This is a genomic window from Neorhizobium sp. DAR64862/K0K3, from assembly GCF_050500185.1.
Lineage (GTDB): Bacteria > Pseudomonadota > Alphaproteobacteria > Rhizobiales > Rhizobiaceae > Neorhizobium > Neorhizobium soli.
In genome coordinates this window covers 2444910-2465297 of the sequence record NZ_CP191449.1, presented here as the reverse complement: position 1 = coordinate 2465297, position 20388 = coordinate 2444910, and the positions used below count along the sequence as shown (strand labels likewise).

16 protein-coding genes are annotated in these 20388 nt (G+C 60.7%); 10 read left to right on the top strand and 6 right to left on the bottom strand.

The window, feature by feature from the left end:
* The first annotated feature begins 24 nt into the window (after positions 1-24).
* From ACQY1L_RS12010 to ACQY1L_RS12000, 3 genes are all read left to right on the top strand, one after another.
* On the top strand, positions 25-1692 hold the full coding sequence (locus ACQY1L_RS12010) for an alpha-glucosidase family protein (protein ID WP_430240989.1): 1668 nt from the start codon (positions 25-27) through the stop codon (positions 1690-1692).
* Between the two features lie 33 nt (positions 1693-1725).
* Positions 1726-2814 (top strand): ABC transporter ATP-binding protein, encoded by a 1089-nt coding sequence (locus tag ACQY1L_RS12005; RefSeq protein ID WP_062579131.1) that lies wholly within the window; start codon positions 1726-1728, stop codon positions 2812-2814.
* Positions 2815-2997: 183 nt separating this feature from the next.
* Positions 2998-3354: a hypothetical protein gene (locus ACQY1L_RS12000; RefSeq protein WP_113109509.1), complete on the top strand. Its 357-nt coding sequence runs from the start codon at positions 2998-3000 to the stop codon at positions 3352-3354.
* A gap of 71 nt (positions 3355-3425) precedes the next feature.
* On the opposite strand, the gene edd is transcribed toward ACQY1L_RS12000, so the two are convergent.
* The 5 genes from edd to ACQY1L_RS11975 all read right to left on the bottom strand — a co-directional run bounded on the left by edd (position 3426) and on the right by ACQY1L_RS11975 (position 10360).
* Positions 3426-5243 carry a phosphogluconate dehydratase gene (gene edd, locus ACQY1L_RS11995; RefSeq protein WP_174195637.1) on the bottom strand — a complete coding sequence of 606 codons (1818 nt, stop codon included), beginning with the start codon at positions 5241-5243 and terminating at the stop codon, positions 3426-3428.
* A 99-nt stretch (positions 5244-5342) separates the two neighbouring features.
* Positions 5343-6041: a 6-phosphogluconolactonase gene (gene pgl / locus ACQY1L_RS11990; protein WP_430240988.1), complete on the bottom strand. Its 699-nt coding sequence runs from the start codon at positions 6039-6041 to the stop codon at positions 5343-5345.
* A 7-nt stretch (positions 6042-6048) separates the two neighbouring features.
* The gene (gene zwf, locus ACQY1L_RS11985) at positions 6049-7521 is read right to left on the bottom strand and encodes a glucose-6-phosphate dehydrogenase (RefSeq protein WP_430240987.1); all 1473 of its coding nucleotides are present in this window, start codon (positions 7519-7521) and stop codon (positions 6049-6051) included.
* 96 nt (positions 7522-7617) lie between these two features.
* Positions 7618-8907, bottom strand: a complete 1290-nt coding sequence (locus ACQY1L_RS11980; RefSeq protein WP_430240986.1) for an NAD(P)/FAD-dependent oxidoreductase — start codon at positions 8905-8907, stop codon at positions 7618-7620.
* 13 nt (positions 8908-8920) lie between these two features.
* Positions 8921-10360 carry a glutamine synthetase family protein gene (locus ACQY1L_RS11975; protein ID WP_062453771.1) on the bottom strand — a complete coding sequence of 480 codons (1440 nt, stop codon included), beginning with the start codon at positions 10358-10360 and terminating at the stop codon, positions 8921-8923.
* 184 nt (positions 10361-10544) lie between these two features.
* On the opposite strand from ACQY1L_RS11975, the gene ACQY1L_RS11970 reads away from it, so the two are divergent.
* The 7 genes from ACQY1L_RS11970 (at position 10545) to ACQY1L_RS11940 (ending at position 18355) form a co-directional block, all read left to right on the top strand.
* The gene (locus ACQY1L_RS11970; protein ID WP_430240985.1) at positions 10545-11726 is read left to right on the top strand and encodes an NAD(P)/FAD-dependent oxidoreductase; all 1182 of its coding nucleotides are present in this window, start codon (positions 10545-10547) and stop codon (positions 11724-11726) included.
* A 144-nt stretch (positions 11727-11870) separates the two neighbouring features.
* Positions 11871-12005 carry a hypothetical protein gene (locus tag ACQY1L_RS11965; protein WP_256413687.1) on the top strand — a complete coding sequence of 45 codons (135 nt, stop codon included), beginning with the start codon at positions 11871-11873 and terminating at the stop codon, positions 12003-12005.
* A 296-nt stretch (positions 12006-12301) separates the two neighbouring features.
* Entirely contained in the window at positions 12302-14023 is a 1722-nt protein-coding gene (locus ACQY1L_RS11960; RefSeq protein WP_246453877.1) for a methyl-accepting chemotaxis protein, read from the top strand.
* 257 nt (positions 14024-14280) lie between these two features.
* A complete protein-coding gene (locus ACQY1L_RS11955; RefSeq protein ID WP_430240984.1) occupies positions 14281-15378 on the top strand; it encodes a polyamine ABC transporter substrate-binding protein in 1098 nt (365 codons plus the stop codon).
* Positions 15379-15454: 76 nt separating this feature from the next.
* On the top strand, positions 15455-16612 hold the full coding sequence (locus ACQY1L_RS11950) for an ABC transporter ATP-binding protein (protein ID WP_062579145.1): 1158 nt from the start codon (positions 15455-15457) through the stop codon (positions 16610-16612).
* Between the two features lie 11 nt (positions 16613-16623).
* Entirely contained in the window at positions 16624-17535 is a 912-nt protein-coding gene (locus tag ACQY1L_RS11945) for an ABC transporter permease subunit (protein WP_113166233.1), read from the top strand.
* Position 17536: 1 nt separating this feature from the next.
* Positions 17537-18355, top strand: a complete 819-nt coding sequence (locus tag ACQY1L_RS11940) for an ABC transporter permease (RefSeq protein ID WP_430240983.1) — start codon at positions 17537-17539, stop codon at positions 18353-18355.
* Positions 18356-18371: 16 nt separating this feature from the next.
* Here ACQY1L_RS11940 and ACQY1L_RS11935 read toward each other — a convergent pair whose 3' ends face one another.
* Positions 18372-20255 (bottom strand): AsmA family protein, encoded by a 1884-nt coding sequence (locus ACQY1L_RS11935; RefSeq protein ID WP_082471838.1) that lies wholly within the window; start codon positions 20253-20255, stop codon positions 18372-18374.
* Between the last annotated feature and the right edge of the window lie 133 nt (positions 20256-20388).

The following is a 20388-nucleotide window of genomic DNA, read 5'->3' as shown; positions in this document are numbered from 1 at the left end:
TCTGTGAACCAACAGGGATAGTGGATGACAAGTTCGGCGGAAGTCTCCGGAGCAACGGACGCAGCAAAGGATCGGGACTGGTGGCGTGGCGCCGTCATTTACCAGATCTATCCCCGCTCGTTCCAGGATAGCAACGGCGACGGCATCGGTGACCTGAAGGGCATTTCCGCGCGCCTGCCGCATATCGCAGCGCTTGGCGCCGACGCCATCTGGATCTCGCCGTTCTTTCCGTCGCCGATGAAGGACTTCGGCTATGACGTCTCCAATTATTCCGATGTCGATCCGATGTTCGGTACGCTTTCGGATTTCGATGGCCTGATCGCGGAAGCCCATCGCCTCGGCCTCAAGGTGATGATCGATCTCGTCATGTCGCATTCGTCGGACCAGCATCCGTGGTTCATCGAAAGCCGTTCCTCGCGCTACAATCCCAAGGCCGACTGGTATGTCTGGGCAGACGCGAAGCCCGACGGCACGCCGCCCTGCAACTGGCTGTCGATCTTTGGCGGTTCGGCCTGGCACTGGGATCCGACCCGCATGCAATATTACATGCACAACTTCCTCACCTCGCAGCCGGACCTCAACCTGCACAATGCCGAGGTTCAGGATGCGTTGCTGGACATGACGCGCTTCTGGCTGAACCGCGGCGTCGATGGTTTCCGCCTCGATACGATCAACTTCTACTTCCACGACAAGCAATTGCGCGACAATCCGGCGCTCGATCCCTCGCGCCGCAACGCGTCGACGGCGCCCGCCGTGAACCCCTACAATTTCCAGGAACACATCTACGACAAGAACCGGCCGGAAAATATCGCGTTCCTGAAGCGCTTCCGCGCCGTTCTCGACGAATTCCCGGCAATCGCTGCCGTCGGCGAAGTGGGTGACAGTCAGCGCGGATTGGAAATCGTCGGCGAATATACTTCCGGCGATGACAAGATGCAGATGTGCTACGCCTTCGAATTCCTGGCGCCCGACGCTCTGACACCCGCCCGCGTGGCCGAAGTGCAGACCGCCTTTTCCGAGGCCGCGCCTGAGGGCTGGGCATGCTGGGCCTTTTCCAACCACGACGTCGTGCGCCATGTCAGCCGCTGGGGCATGGACGTGCTCGACCGTGAAGCCTACGCAAAAATGCTCTCGGCCATTCTTCTCACCCAGCGCGGCTCGGTCTGCATCTATCAGGGCGAGGAGCTGGGCCTGACCGAGGCCGATATCGCATATGCCGACCTGCGCGATCCCTACGGCATTCAGTTCTGGCCGGAATTCAAGGGCCGCGACGGCTGCCGAACGCCGATGGTCTGGGATGCCCAGGCGCTTCAGGCCGGCTTTTCGACGGCCGAAAAGACATGGTTGCCGATCCCCGTCGAACACCAGCTGAAAGCCGTCGGCGCCCAGTATGGCGATCCGGCTTCGGTGCTGGAGCAATACCGCCGCTTTCTCGCCTTCCGCAAACTGCATCCGGCCCTGAGCAAGGGGCAGTTCATGTCTCTTCCGGTCGATGACACGGTGCTGGGCTACAAACGCCAATACGGCAATGAGACGCTGCTCTGCCTGTTCAACATGAGTGCGGGCGAGGTCGCGACCGACCTGCCGATCGGTCAGTGGGACATGCTCGTCGGCCACGGTTTTGACAGCCGTGTCGAAGGCAATCGTGTCGAGCTGCCACCTTGGGGGGCGTATTTCGCTCGCCACACGTAAGAGACAACAAAGGGTAACGGGGAGGATCACGTCATGACCGGTGTCGTACTGAAGGATATCCGCAAGTCCTATGGCCAGGTGAAGGTGCTGCACGGCATCGACCTGGACATTGCGCAGGGCGAGTTCGTGGTGTTTGTCGGCCCGTCCGGCTGCGGCAAGTCCACGCTGCTGCGGATGATCTCCGGGCTCGAGACGATCACCGGCGGCGAGATGCTAATCGATGGTCAGGTGGTGAATGACGTTCCGCCATCGCGCCGTGGCATCGCCATGGTGTTCCAGTCCTATGCGCTCTATCCGCATATGACCGTCTACGACAACATGGCCTTCGGCATGCGGATCGCCAAGGAAAGCAAGGAGGAGATCGACCGACGGGTCCGCGCGGCCGCCGATATCCTTCAACTCACGCCCTATCTCGACCGCCTGCCGAAAGCGCTCTCGGGCGGCCAGCGCCAGCGCGTGGCGATTGGCCGGGCGATCTGCCGTGACCCGAAAGTCTTTCTGTTCGATGAGCCTTTGTCGAACCTCGACGCAGCTCTCCGCGTCGCGACCCGCATCGAGATTGCCCGGCTCAAGGAGCAGATGCCGGACACGACGATGATCTACGTCACCCACGATCAGGTGGAGGCGATGACGCTCGCCGACCGGATCGTGGTCCTCTCGGCCGGCCGCATTGAACAGGTCGGGCCACCGCTCGAACTCTATGAGCGCCCCAAAAACCTCTTTGTCGCGCGCTTCATCGGCTCGCCGGCGATGAACATCATGCCCGTCACCGTCAAGGAAACCGGCGCTGTGACCACCGTTTCGCTTGTCGACGGAAAGTCGGTCATCGTACCGATCTCGACCGAAACCGGGGCGAACGGCAAGAGCGCAAGCTTCGGCGTCCGGCCGGAAGATCTGACCATCGCGACCGGCGAGGATTATCTCTTCGAAGGCAAGGTGTCCATCGTCGAGGCGCTCGGGGAGGTGACGCTCCTCTACATCGAAGGCTTGTCGGCCAAGGAGCCGATCATCGCCAAACTGCCTGGGATCATCGACGTAAAAAGAGGCGACACGATGCGTTTTTCAGCCGATCCGCAGAAGCTGCATCTCTTCGACGCGGACGGCCAGACCTATCGCCGCTGACGGATCGGGATAACTTTACATTTACCGGAATTTTGTGACTAATGCTCCGATTCGGGCCGCATATGAAATTCCAACGCTCTGTTAAACTTCAGGCCCTACTCTTTTGACATTGGAATAGGAGACACTGTCGTGACCGCGGCCCCCATTGGAAAAAGCCATTTTCTGAATAAGGAAGAGTCGTTCATGTACGACCGCGAAGCGCGGTTCAAGATGCATGACACGATGAACGCAGCCCGCATCGAGTATACCGAAAACGGCGTGATGAACATGGCGCAGCGCCGCTGCGACGTTCTGCAGATATCCGAAACCGAAGCGGTTCTCGGCATCATCACCCAGTACCACCTGCCCAAGCAATTTTATCTCGACATCCCGGACGCCCGCATCTCCAAGGTCGGCTGCATCCTGATGCGGGTCAACACCAACAACACCATTCAGGTTCGCTTTCTAAAGATGCTGACGAAGAAGGAAATGAACCGCATCTTCGTCTTCTCGACACATCCGAACCACCGCGACATGACGATCGATCTCCGGGCCTGGTAAGCCACCTGTCCAAGGACCGTGGGCACTGTCGGAGTTATTGAAGGGGCGGCTCAAGGCCGCCCTTTGTTATTTCAGGAAAACACGCTGGCGCCGTGCTCGGCGCGGCCAACGTTGCGGCGGAAGGCGGCGAAGAGTTCGCGGCCCATGCCGAATTCGTTTTCGGAAAGGTCCGCCTTGGCAGGCAGGCGCGCCTCGAATTCGGCGGCGTCCACCAGAACCTCAAGCGTTCCGGCAACAGCGTCGAGACGGATCATGTCGCCGTTTTGGATCTTGGCGATCGCCCCGCCATCGCAGGCTTCCGGCGTCATGTGAATGGCGGCCGGTACCTTGCCCGATGCGCCGGACATGCGCCCGTCGGTGAGAAGCGCCACCTTGAAGCCGCGGTCCTGCAGCACGCCGAGCGGCGGCGTCAGACGGTGCAACTCGGGCATGCCGTTCGCCTGCGGTCCCTGGAAGCGCACGACGGCGATGAAGTCACGGTTCAGGTCGCCGCGCTTGAACGCGTCCTGCAGTTCCTGCTGGTCGTGGAACACGATGGCCGGCGCCTCGATGATATGTCGCTCCGGCTTCACGGCCGAAATCTTGATGACGCCCTTGCCGATATTGCCGGTCAGCATCTTCAGGCCGCCGGTCGGCTGGAACGGCGTTTCGATCTGCGCCAGAACCTTCGGGTCGCCACTTGTCTGCGGCACCGTATGGCGCTCCACGAGGCCCTTCTCGTCGAGCTTGGCTTCCACCGTATAGGCCTCGAGCCCGTGGCCGAACACGGTGCGCACGTCGTCATGCACCATGCCTGTCTTCAAAAGCTCGCGGATGAGGAAACCCATGCCGCCGGCTGCGTGAAAATGGTTCACGTCGGCCAGTCCGTTCGGATAGACGCGGGCCAGCAGCGGAACGATGTCGGACAGTTCCGAAATATCTTCCCAGGTCAGGTGGATGCCGGCGGCACGCGCCATCGCCACGATATGCATCGTGTGGTTCGTGGAGCCGCCGGTCGCATGCAGGCCGACGACGCCGTTGACGATCGAGCGTTCGTCGATCATCTCGCCCGCCGGCGTGAACTCGTTGCCGAGTGCGGTGATGGCGAGCGCCCGCTTGACGGCCTCGCGTGTCAGCGCTTCGCGAAGCGGCGTGCCCGGATTGACGAAGGAGGCGCCGGGCATATGGAAGCCCATGATCTCCATCAGCATCTGGTTGGAGTTGGCCGTGCCGTAGAAGGTGCAGGTGCCCGGGCCGTGATAGGACTTGGATTCGGCTTCCAGCAGTTCGGCGCGGCCGACCTTGCCTTCCGCGTAGAGCTGGCGAATGCGCGACTTCTCGTCGTTCGGCAGACCCGTCGTCATCGGTCCGGCCGGAATGAACACTGCCGGCAGATGTCCGAACGACAGCGCCGCGATCACCAGGCCCGGGACGATCTTGTCGCAGATGCCGAGATAGACGGCCGCGTCGAACATGTTGTGCGACAGGCCGATACCGGCCGACATGGCGATCGCATCGCGCGAAAACAGCGAAAGCTCCATGCCGGGCTGCCCCTGTGTGACGCCGTCGCACATGGCTGGAACGCCACCAGCCACCTGGGCGATGCCGCCGGCTGCGCGTGCCGCCTCGCGGATGATCGCGGGGAAGGTCTCGTAGGGCTGGTGAGCCGAGAGCATGTCGTTATAGGAGGTGATGATGCCGAGGTTCGGAACGACGTCGCCAGCGAGCGCGTCCTTCTCGGCGGGGGAACAGACCGCAAAACCGTGCGCAAGGTTGCCGCAGGAGAGCGTGGTGCGATGTGGCCCGCGCGATGCGGCGCGGCGCACCCGGTCGATATAGGCCTCACGATGTGGTTTCGATCGTTCAACGATGCGGGCGGTGATCGCCTCGATGCCGGAATGGGCGCCCATGGTTCATCCTCCTTGGGTCGATCCCGGTCTGGGAGAGTGCCGGGATCGCTGGTGTTACTGCTTCGACCCCTCAAAAGGAGCCGCCAGGTAAGACGCGTGTTACGGCGCCCAGTAGATGTCGAGTGGCGAGGCGGCACGGTTCAAGACCGCACGGACCGGCATTTCGGTCTCGTCGGATCCGGCGATCGCCTTTTCCAGCACGTCCTTCTTGCCCTGTCCCTCGATATGCAGCGCCAGGAACCTTGCATCCGAAAGGCTGGAGAAGGAGAAGGTCAACCGCTCTTCGCCGGCCGCTTCCGCTTCCATCGTCATGACGCGGCAAAGACCGGTAAGGTCGAGCGCCTGTTCCAGATTGTTGCCATGCGGGAAGAACGAGGCCGTGTGCCCGTCTCCGCCCATGCCGAGGATCACGACGTCGAACGGCTTGTCGAGCGCAGCCGTTGCCTTTGTCGCAATGACGGCCGCATCCTCGATCGAGGGCGCATCGTAATAGAGCGGCACGAAGGTCGCGGCAGCCGCATTGTTCGCCAAAAGATGCTTGGCAACCAGAAGATGGTTGGAGCGCTCGTTGTCGGCGGGCACGAAGCGCTCGTCAACCAGCGTCACCTTCACCTTGTCCCAGGCGAGCTCGCGCTTCGAAAGCTCCTCGAAGAATTTCTTCGGCGTGGAGCCGCCCGAAACAGCGATGCAGGCCGAATCGCGTGCGTAGATCGCAGCGGCGAGGCGGCTTGCCACCTCGTCGGCAAGCGCGGCTGCCAGAGCCGCACCGTCAGAATATTCGTGTTTCGTGTAGGACATGGCTACCTCAGGTCTCGTGCCAGGTGCGGCCGTCGCGCTCGATCAGGGCAATCGCCTGGCTCGGTCCCCAGGTTCCGGCCGTATAGCCCTGAACCTGCTGGCCGGCGGCTTCCCAACCCTTGAGGATCGGGTCGACCCAGCGCCATGCGGCTTCCACTTCGTCGCGACGCATGAACAGCGTCTGGTTGGAACGGATCGTGTCCATCAGCAGACGCTCGTAAGCATCCGGATTGCGCACGTTGAAGGCGGCGGCAAAGCTCATGTCGAGTGACACTTCGCGCAGGCGCATGCCGCCCGGACCCGGGTCCTTGATCATCAGGGACTGCTTGACGCCTTCGTCCGGCTGCAGGCGGATGATCAGCTGGTTGGCTGCAATCCGGCCAGCACTCGCATCGAAGATATTGTGCGGGATCGGCTTGAAGGTGATGACGATTTCCGACATGCGGCTGGCAAGACGCTTGCCGGTCCGGATGTAGAAGGGAACGCCGGCCCAGCGCCAGTTGCCGATTTCGGCCTTGATGGCAACGAAGGTCTCGGTGTTGGAAACGCCGCCTTCCAGCTCTTCCAGGTAGCCCTTGACGGCGCCGCCTGCCGAAGCACCGGCGCGGTACTGGCCGCGCACCGTCATCTGCTGAACGTTGGATTCGTTGATCGGCTTCAGCGCACGCAGCACTTTCAGCTTTTCGTCGCGAACGGCTTCCTGGTCCATCGACGATGGGACTTCCATCGCCACAAGGCACACGAGCTGCATGATGTGGTTCTGCACCATGTCGCGCAGAGCACCCGCCGTATCGTAGTAACCGGCGCGGCCTTCGAGGCCCACCGCTTCGGCAACGGTGATCTGCACGTGGTCGATATGGTTGGCATTCCACAGCGGCTCATAGAGCGCGTTGGCAAACCGCAGCGCCATCAGGTTCTGCACGGTTTCCTTGCCGAGATAGTGGTCGATGCGGAAGATCTGCTCTTCCGGGAAGACCTTGCCGATCTGGTCGTTGAGCGCCAGCGCTGACGCAAGGTCGCGGCCGATCGGCTTTTCGACGACGATACGGGTCTGCTTGGTGATCATCTTGTGATCGCGGATCTTTTCGGAAATAGCGCCGAAAATCCCAGGGGCGACCGCCAGATAGAACACGCGGACGCGGTCCTTGCCCTCGTCGAGCAGCTTCTTCAGGTCGGCCCAGCCGCCTTCCGATTTCGCATCAACGGACACGTAATAGAGACGCTTGCAGAACTTCTCGACTTCCGCCTCGTCGTATTCACCCTTCTTGAGATGCTCCTTGAGGGCGTCCTGGGCGAACTTGCGGTAGTCGTCGTGCGAAAGCGCGCTGCGCGATGCGCCAATGATTCGGGTTGGTTCGGTGAAATGGCCTTCGATCTGACGATGGTAGAGGGCCGGCAGAAGCTTGCGCTCCGCAAGGTCGCCGGTGCCGCCGAAAACGACGCAATCAAACGGCTCGACTGGGATGATCTGGCTGCTCATCGCTATTCTTTCATCTCGCATAGTTGGTGGAACACATATTCTAATCGATTTAAAAACGCTAGCCCGAAATCGCAACTGGGCGGTAGGGGAGGCGTCTCACATCCTGTCTCTGAGCGCAAACCAAGTCAGCGCGAGGAACAGAAGAGGGCTTCGCATGCGCCGCCCGCCGGGGAAGGACGGTATGTCGAGGTCCCGCAGATAATCGAGCTCGGTGCGATTTCCTAGGACCATATCGGCGTAAAGTTTGCCGCAATAATTCGACAGCATCACGCCATGACCGGAATAGCCGCCGATCGATGTGACGCCCGGCATCACCTCGCGAACGAACGGATGTCGCGGCAGGGTAATCCCGACATTGCCGCCCCAGGCATGGGTGATCTGGACATCCTTCAGCGCCGGATAGGTATCGACGATCTGGCGGCGGATGGCCTCGGCCGTGTCCTTCGGATTGCTCGACGTGTAGACCTCGCGGCCACCGAACAACAGCCGGTTGTCCAGCGACTTGCGGAAGTAGCGCACCACGAAACGGCTGTCGCAGACGGCCTCGCCACCGGGAATGACCTGCGGAAACTCGTCGAGCGGTTCGGTTGCCGCGATAAAGGATCCGATCGGCATGATATGCGCGCCGGTCACCGGTTCGAGATTGCCGATATAGGCGTTGGTGGCAAGCAGCACCCGAGCGGCCGAAATCGTGCCGCGCGGCGTCTCGATAAGCGTCTTGCCGCCCGACTGCGTGATCCTGGTTGCCGGCGTTTCCTCGTGGATCGCAGCGCCTGCGTCATGCGCCACCCGTGCCAGTCCGATCAGGAGTTTCAGCGGATGGATATGGCCGGTTCCCGTGTCGCGCACGCCGCAATGGTAGTCGGTCGTGCCGACCCGCTCGGCGGTTTCCTCCGCGCCCATGAACGTCACATGCGGATAGCCGTAGCGCTCGGCCGCGATTGCGGCATTGGCCTGGTAATATCGCTCGTATCCCCGCTTGTGGGCAACGTTCAGCTGTCCCGGCACGTATTCCATGTCGATGCCGTGGGCGGACGCGAAATCCATCAGATAGCGCTTGGCGCCCTCGGCCATGTCGAACAGCGCTTTCGAGCGCTCGAAACCCAGCTTTTCCTCGATCTCTTCCGGCCATGAGCGCTGGCCGGTGCCCAACTGTCCGCCATTGCGTCCCGATGCGCCATCGCCAAAATGCGCGGCCTCGATCAGCACCACCGACGTGCCGGCTTTCGCCAGCGTGTAGGCGGCCTGGAGCCCGGTATAGCCGCCGCCGATGATGGCAACGTCAACGCTCTTCGAGCCGTCGAGGGGAGGGTAGGTCGCCCGGTCGCCAACGCTTGCCTGATACCAAGAAATGCCCGAGGCGATGGGGCTCTGCCAATTGTCCAAGATACCTTTTCCCTCACACGTTGAGGAGCAGGAATTCCCGTTCCCAAGGGCTGATCACCTGCATGAACGTCTCGAACTCCCCACGCTTCACGCCGGCATAAAGGCCGATGAATTCCTTGCTGAACACTTCCGCAAGCGCCGGCTCGTCCTCGAGCAGCGAGACGGCCTTCAGAAGGTCGCGCGGCAGGTCGATCTCGCCTTCATTGGCGGAATCTTCCGTGGGCGGTGTCGGATCGAGCCTGTTTTTGATGCCGAGCAGGCCGCAGCCGAGAGAGGCAGCAAGCGCAAGATACGGATTTGCATCGGAGCTCGGCAACCGGTTCTCGACACGCCGCGAGTTCGCGTCCGAAACCGGTACGCGAAAGGCCGTGGTGCGGTTGTCGTAACCCCAGGCGGAGTTGACGGGTGCCGCCATATCCGGCGTCAGGCGCCGGTAGGAATTCACGTAAGGCGCCATCATCACCAGCGCCTTCGGGATGAAGGCCTGCATACCGCCGATGAAGTGGAAGAATTCCTCCGATGCCGAACCGTCGGCGTTGGAAAAGACGTTCTTGCCGGTCTCGATTTCCACCACCGACTGGTGGATATGCATCGCAGATCCCGCTTGGCCCTGCATCGGCTTTGCCATGAAGGTTGCATAGATGCCGTGTTTCAGCGCCGCCTCGCGAATGGTGCGCTTGAACATGAAGACCTGGTCGGCTAGTTCCACCGGATCGCCATGGCGAAGATTGATTTCCAGCTGCGCCGGGCCTTCCTCGTGGATCAGCGTATCGATCTCGAGGCCCTGCTTTTCGGAGAAATGGTAGATGTCGTCGATCAGTTCGTCGAACTCGTTGATGCCGGCAATCGAATAGCTCTGTCCACCGAGGATCGACCGACCGGAGCGGCCCTTCGGCGGATGCAGTGGATAATCCGGGTCGTCGTTTTTGGCGACCAGATAGAACTCGATCTCCGGCGCCACGACGGGCTTCCACCCGCGGTCGTTATAGAGCTTGACGATATTCTTCAAAACGTTGCGCGGCGTATAGGACACCGCCTGACCATCGGTGTCGACGATGTCGCAGATCACCTGCGCCGTCGGGTCGCTTTCCCAGGGAACGACGGCAAGCGTCGAAAGGTCAGGCATCAGCTTGAGGTCGCTGTCGCGCGGCTCATAGCGGAAGTTTGCCGTCTCGTCGGGATACTCGCCGGAGATGGTATGGCGATAGAGCGCCGAAGGCAGCGCCAGCGAGGTGTTGGACGTAAACTTCGACGAGGGCATCATCTTGCCGCGCGGCACGCCGGCTAGATCGGGCGTGATGCATTCGATGTCTTCGATCCCGCGTGCCCGAAGCCAAGCGGCTGCCTCGCGCCAGTCTGCAACGCCGCGAAGCGAAGTCAGTGTCGGCTGGGCTGTCGCGGCTTTCGCCACGGTTCCGGTTGCCAGGACAGGGGATGATTTCTTGCGCGGCATAACACACCGGGGTCATGTTGATCGGAGCCCCATCATAGCCATGGAATGATGTTTGGGAACACTCTTTGGCTGAGAGCGCGCTGACTTCTTGGCGAGGAGCAGGCTGAATTCGCTATTGTGTCCCCGCCATCTTGACTTGGAGGCTCCAATCGAAAACAGCAAGTCGATGACGAGAGGATGACCATTGGCACAGAAATTCGATGTGATCGTGTTGGGCGCCGGTGCCGCCGGCATGATGTGCGCCATCCGCGCCGGCCAGCGTGGTCGCTCGGTGCTGGTGCTTGATCACGCCAAGGCGCCCGGCGAAAAGATCCGCATCTCGGGCGGCGGCCGCTGCAACTTTACCAATATCGGTGCGGCCCCCCAGCATTACCTCTCCGGCAACGCGCATTTCGTCAAATCGGCACTTGCCCGCTACACTGCCCGCGATTTCCTCGACTTGGTGGAACGGCATCGGATTCCCTGGCATGAAAAGACGCTCGGCCAACTGTTCTGCGACAACAGCGCCAAGGACATCATCGCGATGCTGCTGGCGGAAATGTCGGCCGCGAAAGTGTCCCTGAAGCTTCAGACGGCGATCGACGGCATCGAAAAATCGCCCGACGGATATCGGCTGGCCACCTCTGCCGGCCAGTTCGAAGCCGGGTCGCTGGTGGTGGCGACGGGCGGCAAGTCCATCCCGAAAATGGGCGCCACGGGCTTCGCCTACGAGATTGCTGCGCAGTTCGGGCTCAAGCTGGTCGAGACGCGCCCCGGCCTCGTGCCGCTGACCTTCGATCAGAACACACTCGAAAAACTGTCGCCGCTGTCTGGGATCGCGGTTCCTGCAGAAGTGCGCCACGGCCGGACGGGATTTCGCGAGGCCATGCTGTTTACCCATCGCGGCCTCAGTGGCCCGTCCATCCTGCAGATTTCCTCCTATTGGCGGGAAGGTGACGACATTACGCTGTCGATCGAACCGGATGCCTCAATCAGCGATGCACTGAAGGCGGCCCGCAAGACGAACGGCAGACAGGCGGCGCAGACGGCGCTTGGCGAATTACTGCCCAAGCGTCTTGCTCAGTATTTCGTGGAAAACCGCGGCGTCACTGGCAATCTCGCGGATCTCTCCGACAAGATGCTGACAGGGCTTGCAGCATCGATCCAGGACTGGAAGATCCGCCCCGCCGGTTCGGAAGGGTATCGCACGGCCGAGGTCACGCTGGGTGGTATCGATACTTCCGCACTGGATTCCAAAACGATGCAGGCCAAGGCCGTGCCAGGCTTGTATTTCATCGGCGAGTGCGTCGACGTTACAGGCTGGCTTGGCGGCTATAACTTCCAGTGGGCCTGGTCTTCCGGCTATGCTTGCGGAGACAGCCTCTAGGTAGAAATGCCAGTTGTGCTCGATTCAGGTGTTGTTAATATGCCTGGAGGATGCTGCCTTAATGCCAGCCCATTTGTTTGGTCTATAGGCTGCGTACCCGCCGGCTTCCGGCGGCCATCACCAAGATCGTGGAGTCGGATACCTATGCAGAAGACCCGCAGCGCCCGTGCAATTGCTATTGCCAAGACCCAGGATAACGCAAAGTTGATCCGCGTAAGATTTCTGGCGATGGCGATTGGAGCAACTGTTGCTCTTCTTTCGGTTCCTTTCTACTTCTGACGTAGTCTCCCCGCTGCCTTGCTGCGGCAAGGAATGTGTGAACGAGTAACGGCGTCGGTGTAGCTCTGGATCTACGTCGGTCGCTTGAGTTACGTCAATTTCCTATTTATCTAATCTTCAGATATCTCCGTCAAAAACAACAGTGTCTCTCACATTTTGGAAAGAGCCCTGTTTTGACCAAGAAGCTTCTCCCCTCATCCGTTGTATCCCGGATTGTTCTCCTCTGCCTTTTTCTCGTTTCCGTGGCAGCGGCTACTCTTTCCGGGCTTGCCTATGTCAATCTTCGGAACGACGTCATGTCGAGTGCACGTGCCGATGCCTATAAGGCGATGCGCACGCTGGGGCTTCTTTATGAGCTGGAACTGCCCGGTGCGAAGACCGAGATCCGCGACGAAGTCGTCAACAAGGTTCTCCAGGGCGAAGGCGCTCTGAAAGGCCATGATGTGGTCGACCGTGCCGCTGCTGCCATCGGCGGCGTTGCAACGATCTTTGAAAAGCAGGGCGCAGACTACGTCCGCATCTCCACCAACGTGAAGACTGAGAAGGGTGAGCGCGCCATCGGCACGAAGCTTGCTCCCGAACATCCGGCGCAGCCGAAGCTCGGAAAGAGCGAATCCTATTTCGGAAACGCGGTTCTGTTCGGCAAGGACTACATGACCGGGTATTACCCGATCACCAATGCCGCAGGTGCAGTCACCGGCGTCCTCTTCATCGGTGTTCCGATGGAAGTCTATTTCGCCCATATCGCGTCGTCTGCTTATATCCTCATCGGCACGTCGGCGATCGCGCTTCTGGTGCTCGGCTTCTTCAGCTTTTTCGCCATCCGGGCACTCGTGCGCCCGCTCGGCGTGCTGACCGGCAGCGTCCGCGCCATTGCGCAGGGCGATAACAAGAGTGCGATCCCCTATCTCCAGCTGCCGAACGAATTCGGCAACATTGCCAGAGCCCTTGAGGTTTTCCGCGATAAGGACCGCGAAAAGCAGCTGATCGAAAGCCGCAGCGCCGCAGAGCGTGCCGAAGCGGAAGCGGATCGCCATCGCAACGATACCGAAAAGCAGCATGTCGACGCCCAGATCGAGCACGCCGTCACGCAGCTTGGATCGGCCTTGTCGCGTCTGTCCCAGGGCGATCTGTCCGCATCGATCGACACGCCGTTCTCCGGTCGTCTTGAAGGCCTGCGGACCGATTTCAACAATTCGATCCTGCGGCTGCGTGAAACGATGACGCATATCCGGGCCAGCACGCTCTCGATCCAGAAGAGCAGCTCCGATCTCAGCCACTCGTCGACGGACCTGTCACGCCGCACCGAAAGCCAGGCCGCTTCGCTCGAAGAGACGGCAGCCGCCGTGGACGAGATCACCGTTACCGTACGCTCCTCCGCCGAACGCGCTCGCGAAGCCAATGACGCCGTGACGCAGACCAAGAAGAGCGCCGACAGTTCCGGCACCGTGGTCCGCAATGCCGTCGAAGCGATGGGCAAGATCGAGGAAGCGTCCAAGAAGATCGAGCTGATCATCGATGTCATCGACGACATTGCCTTCCAGACCAACCTCCTCGCCTTGAACGCCGGCATCGAAGCCGCGCGGGCAGGGGATGCCGGCAAGGGCTTTGCGGTCGTTGCCCAGGAAGTCCGTGAACTGGCCCAGCGCTCCGCCGATGCGGCCAAGGAAATCAAGGGCCTGATCGACCAGTCCAGCCACGAGGTCCATTCCGGATCGACGCTGGTGCAGGAAGCCGGCGAAGTGCTGGCCACGATCAGCAGCGACATCACCATCATCAGCAAGCATGTCGATACGATCGCCACTGCCAGCCGCGACCAGGCCGCAGCGCTTCAGGACATCAACAGCTCCGTCAACAAGATGGATCAGATGACCCAGCAGAACGGTGCCATGGTGGGCGAAACCAGCGAGGCGAGCCGTCGCCTTGCTGAAGAGGCGGATATGCTGCTCGGCCTCGTCCAGCAGTTCAAGATCGACAGCCAGAGATCAATGGCCCGTCAGGATAGCCGGGCAGCCTGAGCGCGGGCAGATGAAATGACAAGGGGCGGCTTTCGGGCCGCCCTTTTTTGTGAACGATGAGCCGGTTGCGATTTCGGCTTGGCACAAGGGCATGGATTCAGGCGGCGTCGATTTCCGGTAACCGCTGCTGCATTGCACATTCCCCCTTGTGGCCTGGGGAATTCCTTTCTACTCTCCTCAAAATTATAGGGAAATTCGCGCGAACCGTCCTGCCGCGCAGGGGCGGTGGCTGCAGGTGCTGCAACAGGAGAGAATTGATGAAAGCCCATTTGCTCAGCATAGCCGCCGCTTTGGCTGCGACCGCTTTCAGCGTGTCTGGTGTTTCCGCCCAGGAACGCACTGTGCATGTCTACAACTGGTCCGACTACATCGATGAATCGATCCTGCAGGACTTCACCAAGGAAACCGGCATCAAGGTTGTCTACGACGTCTTTGACAGCAACGATATCCTGGAAACCAAGCTGCTTGCCGGCGGCTCCGGTTACGACGTCGTGGTGCCGACCGCCCCGTTCCTCGCCCGCCAGATCCAGGCCGGCGTCTTCCAGAAGCTCGACAAGTCCAAGATCCCCAACCTTTCCAACCTGTGGCCGGAAATCTCGGCGCGTCTTGCCAAATACGATCCCGGCAACGAATACGCCGTCAACTACATGTGGGGCACGACCGGCATCGGCTACAATGCCGATAAGGTCAAGAAGGCACTCGGCGATACGCCCCTCGACAGCTGGGACGTGCTGTTCAAGCCTGAAAATGCTGCAAAGCTCAAGTCCTGCGGCGTCAACATCCTCGATGCATCCGACGAGACCTTCGCGATCGGCATGAACTATGTCGGCAAGGATCCCGACAGCAAGGAAACGAAGGATCTCGAAGCGGGCGGCAAGGTCTATTCCGACATCCGCTCCTCGGCAAAGACGTTCAACTCCTCGTCCTATATCGATGATCTCGCCAACGGCGACATCTGCATCACCATCGGCTGGTCGGGCGACATTCTGCAGGCAAAGACCCGCGCCGAGGAAGCCAAGAACGGCGTCAACATCGAGTTCTCGATCCCCAAGGAAGGAACCTATATGTGGTTCGACAACCTTGCGATCCCGGCCGATGCAAAGAACGTGGCCGAAGCGCATGAATTCATCAATTACTTGATGAAGCCCGAAGTGATCGCCAAGGCATCGAACTACGTTCAGTATGCCAACGGCAACCTGGCCTCGCAGAAGTTCATCGACAAGGAAGTCCTGGAAAACCCGGCGGTCTACCCGACCGAAGAGGTCACCAAGAAGCTCTTCACGATCTCGCCTTACGGGCCCAAGGAACAGCGCGTGCTGAACCGGCTCTGGACCCAGATCAAGACCGGCAAGTAACCATCGGCTTCGGGGCAGGCAAAACCTGCCCCGATCTGTTTCTGGCAATATTTCTTGAGGGCAGGCGGGGCAGGCGATGGCAAAGACACTCGGACCGGTAAAACGAAAATTCTCTCCGTGGACCGATCCGGCTTCGGTGCCCTTCATCCGCTTTGAAAACATCACCAAGCGCTTCGGCAATTTCACCGCCGTCGATAATCTGACGCTCGATATCTACGAGAGGGAATTCTTCTCGCTGCTCGGGCCGTCCGGCTGCGGAAAGACGACGCTGATGCGGATGCTGGCAGGCTTCGAGGAGCCGACGGAAGGCCGCATCCTTTTGCAGGGCAAGGACATTTCCGGTGTTCCGCCCTACAAGCGCCCGACCAACATGATGTTTCAGTCCTACGCGCTCTTCCCGCATATGTCGGTTGAAAAGAACATCGCCTTCGGTCTCAAGCAGGACAATCTGCCAAAGGGCGAGATCGATACCCGCGTCGAGGAAATGCTGAAGCTCGTCAAGCTGGAGCAGTTCGCCAAGCGCAAGCCGGCACAGCTTTCCGGCGGCCAGCGCCAGCGCGTGGCGCTGGCAAGGTCGCTCGCAAAGCGCCCGAAGGTCCTGCTGCTCGACGAACCGCTCGGCGCGCTGGACAAGAAGCTGCGCGAGGAAACCCAGTTCGAACTGATGGATATCCAGCAGACGCTGGGCCTCACCTTCCTGATTGTCACCCATGACCAGGAAGAGGCGATGACCGTGTCCGACCGTATCGCGGTCATGGACAAGGGCATCATCATGCAGGTGGCAACACCTGCCGAAATCTATGAGGCCCCAAACAGCCGCTACGTGGCGGACTTCATCGGCGATATCAACATCCTCGAAGGCACGGTGACGCAAACCGATAGCGCGCTCGGCGCCCCCGGCCTGGTGCGGATCGACAGCGACGGTCTGAGCGTTGCCGCAGAACAGGAATGCCAGGCCGTCAAGGGAGATCACGTCGCCTACGCGGTCCGCCCGGAAAAGGTGCGCATCTCGCAGGAACAGCCCGCCGATACGTCCCTCAATGCGGCCTATGGCGAAGTCTGGGACATCGGCTATCTCGGCGACTTCTCGGTATTTCTCGTGAAGATGGAGGACGGCCGTATCGTCCGCGCCGCGCAGGCCAACGTCTCGCGCCTGGTCGATCGGCCGATCACCTTCGGCGACATGGTGTGGCTGACCTGGTCACGCGATGCCGGCCTTGTGCTGACACGATAGGGAGCGCGATCATGGCCGATACGACAGCCGACAATCCGCATGCCAACCCGGCCCGCTGGCTGGTCGTCGCAGTGCCCTATCTCTGGCTGCTGCTGTTCTTCGTCGCGCCCTTCCTGATCATCTTCAAGATCTCGCTGTCGGACACGGCCATTGCCATGCCGCCCTATACGCCGGTGTTCGGCGGCTGGGGCGCCATCAGCGATTTCGTCTCCGAACTCGACATCGAGAACTACCTGTTCCTGACCGAGGACCCGCTTTACTTCCAGGCCTATATGTCGTCGCTGCGGATTGCCGCGATCTCGACGTTCTTGCTTCTCCTCATCGGCTATCCGATGGCGCTTGCCATGGCGCGCGCACCCAATTCCATCCGGCCGATCCTTCTGATGCTGGTCATCCTGCCGTTCTGGACCTCGTTCCTCATCCGCGTCTATGCCTGGATCGGCATCCTGAAACCGGACGGGTTGCTGACGCTCGCCTTGCAGACGATCGGGCTGATGGGACCGGATCAACAGGTGGAGATCTTCAGAACCGACACGGCCGTCTTTATCGGCATCGTCTATTCCTATCTGCCCTTCATGGTCCTGCCGCTCTATGCGGCGCTCGAAAAGATGGACAATACCCTGCTCGAAGCCGCCAACGATCTCGGCTGCCCGCCGTGGAAGGCGTTCTGGAAGATTACCTTTCCACTGTCGCTGCCGGGCGTCATCGCAGGCTCGATGATCTGCTTCATCCCGATCACAGGCGAATTCGTCATCCCGGATCTGCTCGGCGGCGCCGATACGCTGATGATCGGCAAGACGCTGTGGACGGAGTTCTTCAGCAACCGCGACTGGCCGCTTGCGTCGGCCGTAGCAGTGGTCTTGCTGCTGATGCTGGTCGTGCCGATCGCCATATTCCAGAACCAGCAGAAGAAGGTGGCGTGAGATGACAAAGAACCGCCTTGATGCCACCGTCCTGACGCTTGGCTTCGCCTTCCTCTACATCCCCATCATCATTCTGGTCGTCTACTCGTTCAACGCCTCGCGGCTCGTCACGGTCTGGGGCGGCTTCTCGCTCGACTGGTACGTCTCGATGTGGTCGAACCAGGGTCTTATGGATGCCGCCTGGGTCACGGCCCGCGTCGGTCTGTTGAGCGCCACGTTCGGTACCATCCTCGGCACGCTGGCCGCGCTGACGCTGGTCCGCTACCAGAAGTTTCCGGGAAAGATGCTGTTCTCAGGCATGATCTATGCGCCGCTGGTCATGCCGGAGGTCATCACCGGCCTGTCGCTGCTGCTTCTGTTCGTGGCGATCGGCGTCGATCGCGGGTTCTGGACTGTCATCATCGCCCACACGACCTTCACCATGTGTTACGTGGCGATCGTCGTTCAGTCGCGGCTTCTCACCTTCGATCGCAGTCTGGAAGAGGCAGCGCTCGATCTTGGCTGCCCGCCGGTCAAGACGTTCTTCCAGATCACCCTGCCGCTGATCCTGCCCGCCGTCATCTCCGGCTGGATGCTCGCCTTCACCCTGTCGCTGGACGACCTTGTGATCGCAAGCTTCAACACCGGGCCAGGTGCCACCACGCTGCCAATCAAGATCTATTCGCAGGTGAGGCTCGGTGTGACGCCGGAAATCAACGCAATCTGCACGATCCTGATCGCGCTGGTGACACTCGGCGTCATCGCCACCTCGATCGGCACCAAGCGCGCCGAGGTCCGGCGTATCCGCGACGAGCATATGGCGCTGCGGACCGGGAGCTGAACCGTCAGGGCGTGTGTTATTCGGTGATCTTCGGCGTGGGCTTTGCGACCGGCCAGATCACCGGGTTCTGCCAGGATCCCCCGATGAAAAAGTGGGTGGCATCCGGGCGGCCAGCGGCAGCGTCCCCGCTGGTTGTCCCGCTGGAATCTGTGAGCACACCGGCAGAAAGCGCGAGGCTGTTATTGGCATAGGGCACGATGCCGTTGAGCGTAATACGCTCGTTGGTTCCAACGATCAGCCCGTTGCGGATATCGGCTAAACCATCGGCGACGGTGACGTTAATATCGACACTCTGGAATTCGTAAGCTCCTGTCCCTGCTTCGCTCAGCGTGAAATAGGGTTTTTGGGTCGCCAGCCGTCTTATGCCTGCCATGTCCACACCGGGCAGAGTTCCGCTGCCGGCACGAAAGCGCAGAGATCCTTTGGCGTTGCGCAGCGTTTCCGCCGTCACCGGTCGCGCCACGTCCAGCGCCAGTTCGAGCGAGCCCGAGGCGCCGGGTAGCGGGGCCGTCAGGCCAAGCCGGCTGATCACGCTGGCGAAGTCGGCGTCCTGTACGGAGAGCCTTATTGCAACGCCGCCCGTTTCCCCGTCCTTGATCGTCGCGATGCGGCCGGTCAGTCGTCCGTTTTCGAAATCGCTGTCGAGAATATCGATCCGTGACTGGTCACCGATATTCATGATGCCGACGGCAACTTCGCTGAGTTGGAAGGGGCCGATCTCGACGCTTTGTGCGGATAGCCTCAAATCCAGCTCGAGCCGGTCGCGCAGTCTTGCGGCGGGATCGCTTTTGTCGAGAAGTCGCGGCGCGATCTCGGCCAGCATCGGCAACACGTCGCGGGTGTTGAGGGCGAGCGTCCCGGTCAGCCGCGGGGGAGCATCCGCCGGCATGGTCAGGTCCAGAATGCCGCTTGCCGTGATGTCGTCGATACCGAGCGACAGGCTTTCGAACCGCATCGCCGTATCGTTGGTGATCAGCCGGGCCTTCACGGAGAGCTGCTTCAGCTTTTCCGTGCCTGGCAGGTCGAACCCCATCCACTGCATGGCTTTGGCGCCATCCGCCGTTGCAAATTCGGCATCTCCGGACAAAAAGCCGTGGCTCGCGAGGTTGACGACGCCGCTGAACTTGGCGTTGAACAGGTCCGACTGGATCGAGCCCGAAGTGCTACTGCTGCGGCCCGAAAACAGAAGCAGAGGCTGGCGCGAGGTGATATCGGCCGTGACCCTGCGGCCGGCAATCGTTGCCTGGCCCTTGAAGCTCGCGCTGCGTGAAAGATAGGACCAGTCGATCTCGCTGTCGATCCGGTCGACCCGGACGATGCGGCCATCCTCTTCGTTGGTAATCTGAAGCGTGCCGTTCTCGATCAGGACATCGCCGATCGGCGCATCATTCGAATTGTCCAGCAACTGACCGGTGCCATCGCTTTTGACAGCGCGAACGGCGCGGCTGAGCAATCCGTCATTGGTCCAGTCCAGTCGCCCATCCGGTTTGCGCAGCACGAAAAGCTGCGGGTCCTTGAGGTGGAAATCCTTGAATTCCGGCTGACCCACCAGCGCGCCCAGAAGATCGAACGACGCCGACAGTTCACGGACGCTGCCAAGCATGCCTTTCTTGCCATGATCGATGTTGCGAACCATTACATCGGAGAATGTGATGCGCGGCTCCGGCCAGAAGGCAAGCGACGGCTGTCCGCCGATCGACACGTCGTGGCCGATCCATTCCTCGACGGCGCGCTCCATTCGTTCCCGTACCAGCACGGTCGAAACAAGGAAGGGTGCCGCGAGCTGGAAGGCGACGAAGAGGCTCAGCAGCGAGACCAGAACGATCAAGGCGATGCGCGTCCGCTTCCCTAAGGGGCGTCCGAAGGTCCTACGCAGCTTTCCGTCTGTCTCGTTGGGCATGGCTCACGCGAATATAGGAAATGCCGGCGTCGCGCAAATGCAGCAAGCGCGCGCTCCCGTGCTTTATCCCCCTCGATCGCATGATATACAGACGGTCAGGGACGCGCCTGCGAACGGCATAGGAGGAGAATTG